This window comes from Protofrankia sp. Cj3 (genome assembly GCF_917627355.1).
In the GTDB taxonomy this organism is placed as follows: Bacteria; Actinomycetota; Actinomycetes; order Frankiales; family Frankiaceae; genus Protofrankia.
Genome location: NZ_CAKJTR010000013.1, coordinates 20,795 through 28,656, shown reverse-complemented (window position 1 = coordinate 28,656; position 7,862 = coordinate 20,795). Strand labels below are relative to the sequence as shown.

Genomic DNA, 7,862 nt, shown 5'->3' with positions numbered 1-7,862 from the left:
GGTGCCGTTCATGGTCCCGGCGCCGATCCGGGGCCGTCGCGGAGAGCTCGCCGAGCGCCCGCCGAAGATCCCAGGCGAGCACCCCACCGGAGGCCAGCCCAAGGCAGAGCAGCAGCGCCGTGGGGTTCCACCAGCCCACCTCGACGGTGACCACCGCCAGCAGGGTCAGCATCGCGAGGCTCACGCTCACCGTGACCGCGAGCCACGTCAACGCGTCGTCAAGGCGCAGGGTGGTCAGCGCCGCCGCGCCTGGCAGCAGCGCCGCCGCCAGCACAGCCAGCACGGCCCGCACCGGTGAGTGCGTGCCGCTGAGGGCCATCAGCAGGGTCAGCGCGGCAAGTGCCAGCAGGGCGCAGTCCACCGCGCATCGACGCCGTGGTTCGATCATGCATCCGCCCTCGTGTTCATCAGGTCACGCCGATGACAGCTGGCTGGCATCGGCGCCGACCGGGCCGGACCAGGCTCACCGCCAGCGGGCGGGTATGCGGTGGGCGCCGTGTCACTGGTGAGCGGGGCCGGGCGGTGCCCGTCGTCGGGGCCGTCATCCCGGTGGTCGCCTTGGCTGTCGCCCTGGCCGCCATCCCGGCCACCGCGGTGGCATCCGTTCACCGCCATGCTGGCGCTGGCGGCCGGTCGTGAGCCGCTTGGTGGCGGGACCGCAGATAACAGGCTGGACCCGCGGCCATACCGGCGAGTTCGCGCAACCAGAGCCGACGCATGGGCAACGCGGCCGGTCCGGCCAGCCGGTGACCAGCGGCCAGCGGCCCGCGCGTGCCGCCAGCGGACGCGGTGACTGCGCGCCCGGTCCGTCGCCGGGTCGTCCGCAGATGGCCAATCCCGGCGGGAACCGCGACGAGCAGGCCCCGGGCCGTGGCTGGGTCCAGCAGGTATTTGCAGAGGAACGAGGTCAGCCCGGTGCCGTAGCCAAAAAGCTGCCGGCGCAGCGCGTCCAGCTCAGCCCGGTGACTGTGCCAGACGAGTGCCGCCGGCTCATAGGCCAGGGCGTGCCCGGCAAGCAGCACGCGGACGAAGACGTCGAGGTCCTCACCGCCAGCTGACGCGGTGCCGGCGCCGAGCGCCTCGTCGAAGCCACCGAGGGCGAGCAGGACATCGCGGCGGAACGCCATGTTTGCCCCAGTGCCGAACGCCCCCGCGCTGTAGGGGTACAGCGGGCTCGGCCGCCGGGACCGATCAAGGTCGAACAGCGCCGGCCGGCAGTTCGTCGCCCATGACACCCGGGCGTCGAAGTAACGTTCCGCCGGGCTTGCCAGGGTGGCCGCGGCCACGAGCCCAGTGACGCAGGCGACATCGGGCCGGCGCTCGAAGCCGCGTACCAGGCCGCGGATCCAGTCGGCGTCCACGGTCACGTCGTCGTCGGTGAAGGCGACGATCGTGCTGCTTGCCGCTGTCAGGCCCGCGTTGCGTGCCCGGGAGAGCCCAGGCCGTGGCTCCAGCACGTACCGGAACCGGGGGTCGCCGGCGGCCTGGGCGTCGAACACGCTTCGGGTCGCCGGGTCGGTCGGGGCGTTGTCGACGATGATGACGTCGAGCCAGGGCCAGTCGAGCGCGCGTAACGAGACCAGGCTGGCGGCGAGCTGGGCCGGCCGGTCACGGGTGCAGACCACAACGCTCACCGCGGGGGCCGAGAGCAGCCGGCGGCATGCGTGACCGGCGGCCAGCGGGCCTGCCGGTGCCGGGCACGCCGGTGGCTCCGGGTCCGGGTCCGGACCCGGCAGCTGGTCGAGTCCGTCGATGCCCAGGTGAGCGCGGATGGCCTCGCCGAGGTCGCGGCTGGCCATGGCCCGCAGCGTCAGGTCGTCGAGGACGTCCGTGTCGAGATCGACGGACAGGAAGCCGAGCGGTGTGCCGTGCAGGCGGATCAGAAGCCGGGCTTCGCGGTACGGCGTGGCGGCGGTGTCGAGCAGCTCAGCGGGAAGAGCCATCGGTTCGGTGAGTTCCACCTCCCCGCACCAGATCCGTGCTGTCGTGGCTGCCGGTGCGGTTCGGGCCGCCTGACGGCCTCGCCGGCCACTGACCGCATGCGCGAGGTGAGCGGCCGGCCCCCGGGCGAGCCCGGTCACCGTCGCGGCGGGCAGCGACGATGGACAGCCGCGCGGCTGATGGCGCGGCTCACCAGAACGGCGGGCCGGCTCATCAGGAAGGCGGGCTGGCTCATCAGGAAGGCGGGCTGGGCTGCCAGGACGCCGCCAGCGCAACCACCGGCCATGGACATATCCGGCTGTGGTGATCCCCAGGCCCGCCACGGTGACGCCCGCACGCGGCCAGCGCCGCGGTGTGGCCAGGTCGCGGCACAGCGCCCGGGGGAGCACGCGGCGCACGTAGTCCTTTTCGCTGGCGAGTGCCGCATCGCGGCCGACGCTGTGGGCGACCGCGGCTTTGGAAAGGCCTTCGGCATAGCAACGGGCCCGGAAGTACCGCCAGGTCGTACGCTCCCGGGTGACCCGATGGCTTACCCGCGCGAGCGGTTGGTAAAGCATGATCATCGTTGGGTCATGGGCGCGCAGCCGGATGGCGAGCTCGGTTTCCTCGCAGCCCAGCGGCCGGGACCCGAGCCGGCCGAGTCCGTCGGTGAAACCGCCCACCTGGTCGAAGACCATCCGCCGGAACGACATGCCGGCACCGATTGGGTTCCGGACCGGTGCGCTGGCAGTGGGAAGTCCCTGGTAGCTACAGCCGACCACCCAGTCGAATTCCGGTGGGAACCAAGGCGGGCGGCTCGACGGCCAGCGCGGCTCGGCCAGCCCGCCGACACCGGCGACGGCCGGGTCCGCATACGGAGCCAGGAGGTTTGCCAGCCATGATGGTTCAGCCTCGGCATCGTCGTCGAGAAAGGCGATCACATCGCCGGTGGCGGTCGCGATACCGGTGTTACGGGCTCCGGACAGACCGTTGCGACCGCTGTTGAGCACGACCTGGACGCCGGACAGACCGGCAGCCGCGCGCTGGTGGAGCCTGGGATTGTGGTCGATGACCACGATGACTTCGTGGGGGGGAACGGTCTGGGCCGAAAGACTTGTCACGGCCCGCTCCAGATCGGCCCACCGCTCTTCGGTGTAGGCACAGATGACGACGGACGCGCACGCCGCGGGCCAGCTGGCGTCGTCCGGTTCCTCGTCGCGCCCGCGGTCTGGCCAACTGGCCGGGCCGCGGGCCGCCGGAACTGGCGCCGTTTGCGTCCGCCGTCCGCTGACGGCCGTCATGCGTAGGTCGCCGAGGCGCTGCCGGCCCGGTCCGGCTGCTCTGGGGCGTCTGCCTGGCGGGGAAGGGCGGTGGCCGGCGGAGCGGCGGATGCCGCGGAGTGGCACCCGGCCGCTTGACCGATCAGCGGGTCGCGTCGGTGCAGCCGTTCGGACAGGATCGTGCGCAGTACCCGCAGGCCGTCGCTGCTGGCTCGCAGGTTTGACTCGCCGTGCACGCGAGGGCGTTCGAAGCTGCCGACCTCGGTGATGCGCAGGCCGGCCGCGGCGACTCGCAGCATGATCAAAGTCTCGATCTCGAAGCCGTCACCCCACTGGCGAGTTCCGTTGTGCTGGCCGGGTGTGAGGCCCAGCGCCGCGAGACACGTGCGGGAGAAGGCGTTGTAGCCATAACAGAGATCGGTGAAACGCTGGCCGAACAACCGATTGGCCAGGAAGCACAGAGCGCGGTTTCCCAGCTGCCGGGCGCGGGTGATGTCGGCGCTTCCGCCGCCGTGGGCGAAACGTGTTCCCTTGGCGAAGTCCGCGCCATTGCGAAGAGCGTCGAGGAAGGCAGGGATCTCGCTGGGGTCCGCCGAGCCATCGGCGTCCAGCATGACGATGAAATCGCCGGTGGAAGCGGCGAAGCCACAGGCGAGAGCGTTCCCTTTACCACGTCTGGTTTGGCGCACGACGATTGTGTCGGGACGGATTTCGCAGGCGACACGGATGGTGTCGTCAGTGGACCGGCCGTCCACCAGGATAATTTCCGCGTCGGGCGGTAGCCGCCGGAAGACGCCAGGTATGTTCTTCGCCTCATTGAGCGTTGGAATGACGATGCTAACCGAGAGGGGGGCCACTGGACGCCGCGACGTCTCGAACAACGGGTATCCTCCGATTCGGGCCAGGCGGAAAAGGTTGTGGCGGAGCCGACCTGCTCTTCGGGCGTCGCCTCGGCCTCGGGCACGCGACAGACGCCGCAGGGGCGCCCGCGATGCCCCCTGGCTGCGGTGCCGTCGTGGGGGATGCCCGTCAGGTCGTCAGCTGAGATCGAAGAGTCGACGCGGTCGGCTTGGCTCGTGGTGCCAGGTCTCATGTGCTGGTGTTCCGGGGGTGTTGGCGGCGCGAAAAGTGATGATCGTGCTGGTGCCTACAGGGCGAGCGCCGCCGATTCGACAGCTGATGTACGGCAGCAGCCTTGTCGACGTTCGGCCTTGCGTCCGTACACCGTTGCCCCCCTGTACGTTCCGCACCGTCCACGATCATTTTGTTGCTGGCTGTCTATATCATCGGACAGTGTGTATCTCGGCACGGGGAACATATCACATGACATCACTACTGGTTGTGTAAGTGTCACCGAAGGTTGGCATCGCTGCGTGTGACGGGGTCACTTATCGTTTAATGATGCTGAGAATTCTTGTGTTCCAGTAGTGGTCCGCTGGCGTGCGGCGGGGCAGCGGAGATGTTGCGGAGGTCTTTGGTTGGCTATCTGGCGATAAAGAAAACAAAGAAAAACCTGTCCTCGGCGGCCGCGTCCGCCGAGCTGCCGGCACCTCCCGTGCCAGCCGCCGCGTTCAGATGATCTTTTCTGTGCCCAGGGCGGTACACTGGCCGGCGCGTCCGGGCTGCCCCCGCGGCGGTCAGCCGCGTCGACGAGAGCGGACGCGGGAGAACGCCGGGCACGAACAGCGCCCACAGTCCGAGCCGCGCCGGTAATGTCGGTGATGGTCACGAAAATGGCCGCAGCGGCAGGTGGCCCACCATGTGGTCAGGCGTTCCCGAAGTTCGCGGGGCGCGTTGCTCGGCACGGTGGAAACGGTACCGGACGGCCATGGGCAGCTGACCACGACGTTCCTGCTGCCTTGCTGTACGGCGCCTCGACCAGGCTCCCGGGCGATTTTTCTACTGCCGCAACCAGGACGCACCTGATGAATCTTCAATCACGCGGATCGATACCCGGGCCCACATCGGCCGCCATCCGGCGGGCACGCCCTAACCACTCGGCCGACGGCGATTCCTCGTGGCCTTGAGCGCACGTTGACGGTCGCGCCGGGCGACCCGGGCATGCCGCGCCCGGACCACCGCTATGAGTACGACGGCAAAGAACCCAAGGAGAAGCACGGGGGCTCGAAGAATCAGATCGGAGCTAATGCTGATCACTTTGTTCTTTATTCCACCACCAGCGCTGCCGGCGGCCGGATGCGCAAATCCGATACCGATGGCTATCAGCGCATAAACGAGCGGTGGTGTGATAACGATGCCGAGGAGGTCGTCGGGATGCACCCGGGTGGCGGCCAGGACGCAACCGGCGACGAACAGAACGCCGAACACCACGCCCAGGGAGCCGGCCAGGACCACATCGATGGCGGCTCCGGCTGTTCCGGCCAGGAGGACCAGGAGAGCGGCTCCGAGCACGGTAAGGCCACGCCGGCTGCCCGTAACCACGGTAGGCGTGCCTGAGCCGCCTCGCCGAGCCGGGATTCGTCCGCGCTGTCCGGTCGGGCCTCCGGCCCGGTCGGGGGGACCGGCCGACGGGCGAGGCGGCGGCGAGCTCACTTGGGCAAGGTACCGCCCGGAGCCGGGCCGTGTGTCACCGGCGAGTTGTCGCACCCTGTGATAACGCTAGTGACATTACTTTCAGTGTTTCTCCACGTGCTTTCGGCAATGTCTGTGGCGTTCAGCGGACGAGCCGCGAGCTGGGCGGTGCCTCGGCGGGGCCGGCGAGCTCCGCCGCGGACAGGGCGCGTACACCGGATTCAACGCGCGCAGGCGTGGCCAGCACGCTGTCCACCACCTCCATAGCGGCAAGCTGTCGTGCCGGTACCAGCACACGGCTCTCCAGCGATCCGACCGCGGCGTTGAAGTCGGTCACGGTCCGGCCGATCGAACGGCCGAGCCGGTCCACGTGCTCGCCGAGGGTGCCAAGGCGGGTGTACAGGTCCCGGCCAAGCTCGAAGATCTCCCGGGTGCGGGTGGTGAGCGCCTCCTGCGTCCACGCGTGGGCAACAGTCCGCAGCATTGCGATGAGCGTGGTCGGCGTCGCGATGACGACCTTCTTCCTGGCGGCATGCTCCAGCAGCGCTGGGTCCTTCTCGAGCGCGGGGGCGAGGAAGGCTTCAGCGGGTACGAACAGCACCACGAACTCCGGGCTGGCGGAGAACTGCCGCCAGTACGCCTTCGCCCCGAGCGCGTCCACATGAGCGCGCAGATGCCGTGCGTGGGCGCTGAGCCGCTGGTCGCGGATGGTTTCGTCCGGGGCCTCGCTAGCCTCAAGGAAGGCGATCAGAGGCACCTTCGCGTCCACGATGATGTTCCGGTTGCCCGCCAGGTGAACGACCATGTCCGGTCGCCGCACGCCGTCGCCGTCGGTGATGGTGGGCTGTTCGGTGAAGTCGCAGCGGGCGATCATTCCGGCGACCTCGGCCACCCGGCGCAGCTGCATCTCCCCCCAGGCCCCGCGAGTCTGGGGCTTGCGCAGGGCCGTGACCAGGGCGGCGGTCTGCGTTCGCAGCCCCTCGGATACCTGCTGGACACCCCGGACCTGCTCAACGAGAGTCGCGTACGCCTCGATGCGCGCGGTTTCCAGGTCCGCCAGCCGGTGCTCCATCTTCCCGAGTACCTCCCGCAGCGGACTGATCAGGTGCTCGACGGCCACCCTGCGCTGCTCGAAGTCGCCGGCGGCACGCGTACCGGCCTCCTGCAGGCGGACGGAGGCAAGGTCGAGAAACTGGCGGCTCGCGCTCTCCAACGCCTGTGCGGACAGGGCCTGGAACGACTCGGCCAGGCGTTGCTGGCTCTGCTCGACGAGGTTCAGGCGTTCGGTCGCGGATCGCCGTTCGTAGTCCAGCGCCGTCCGCATGCCCGCGACATCAGCCTCGGCCAGCGCTGCCCGCTCCCGCGCGGCCTGTTCCGACTGGCGTAGCAGTTCACGCTCGCGGGTGGCGGCGTCACGCTCGGAGGCCAGGGCCGCGAGGCGGATGTCGCCAGCGCGGCGGCCCGCCGCGAAACCGCCCGCGCCGCCCAGCAACAGGCCGAGAAGGAGAAGCAGGGTGGTCGCGACGTCCATGGCCGATAGGCAATCACAGGCCTCCGACGCTTTTCGCCGCGACCGCCGCGCCGCTACTGGGCGGTGCCGCCAGCGTCGGTGCCGGATACCAGCGGATGGATCCGGAACTCGCCACAGAAGCTGAGCGGCCTGGTCAGCCACAGACTGCGTGTCTCGTCCGGTGGCGTCACCGCGAGACCGGCGTACCGCGGGCAACGGTCCCGTGGCCCCATCGGGACGACGGTCCATTCCAGGCCCGCGGACACGGTGCCGCCCGGCGCCAGGACGATCCGTGATCGTGCTGTCCTCGGGAAGATGGAGCCGACGGTGCTGCGAGCGGCGTCGACGGGGTGGCGTCCGCTGCTGTCGCGAGCGGCGACACCCGGATAGCCGCTGAGCGCGCAGGAGCTCCGTGTCGTGTTCCTGAAGACGAGGACGAGGCCCTGATGGCCCATGGCACCACCGCCGGCTGGCGGCACGGCGGACAGGAGCAGGCCTGGCGTGACACAGCGCGCCATCACGGGCGGGTTCTTCGCCGTGTCGCCAGCGCCCGGCTGGCTGGTGCCTGGCTGGCTGGCACGTGGGTGGCTGGAGATTGGGTGGCCGGAGATTGGGTGGCC

At 69.7% G+C, this 7,862-nt stretch carries 5 protein-coding genes and 1 pseudogene; all 6 read right to left on the bottom strand.

Annotated elements, in window-relative coordinates:
- Nucleotides 1-388: pseudogene (locus tag MJ783_RS03200) on the bottom strand (hypothetical protein); the annotation flags it as partial.
- Between the two features lie 217 nt (nucleotides 389-605).
- On the bottom strand, nucleotides 606-3,221 hold the full coding sequence (locus MJ783_RS03195; RefSeq protein ID WP_255724353.1) for a glycosyltransferase: 2,616 nt from the start codon (nucleotides 3,219-3,221) through the stop codon (nucleotides 606-608).
- Nucleotides 3,218-4,081 carry a glycosyltransferase family 2 protein gene (locus MJ783_RS03190; protein WP_239308401.1) on the bottom strand — a complete coding sequence of 288 codons (864 nt, stop codon included), beginning with the start codon at nucleotides 4,079-4,081 and terminating at the stop codon, nucleotides 3,218-3,220. Before MJ783_RS03190 ends, MJ783_RS03195 begins: the two co-directional genes overlap by 4 nt.
- Nucleotides 4,082-5,189: 1,108 nt before the next feature.
- On the bottom strand, nucleotides 5,190-5,642 hold the full coding sequence (locus MJ783_RS03185) for a DUF6542 domain-containing protein (protein WP_239308400.1): 453 nt from the start codon (nucleotides 5,640-5,642) through the stop codon (nucleotides 5,190-5,192).
- Between the two features lie 232 nt (nucleotides 5,643-5,874).
- Nucleotides 5,875-7,263 (bottom strand): DNA recombination protein RmuC, encoded by a 1,389-nt coding sequence (locus MJ783_RS03180; RefSeq protein ID WP_239308399.1) that lies wholly within the window; start codon nucleotides 7,261-7,263, stop codon nucleotides 5,875-5,877.
- 53 nt (nucleotides 7,264-7,316) lie between these two features.
- Nucleotides 7,317-7,862: DUF4232 domain-containing protein (locus MJ783_RS03175; RefSeq protein ID WP_239308398.1), on the bottom strand; the 546-nt coding region annotated here is incomplete at its 5' end.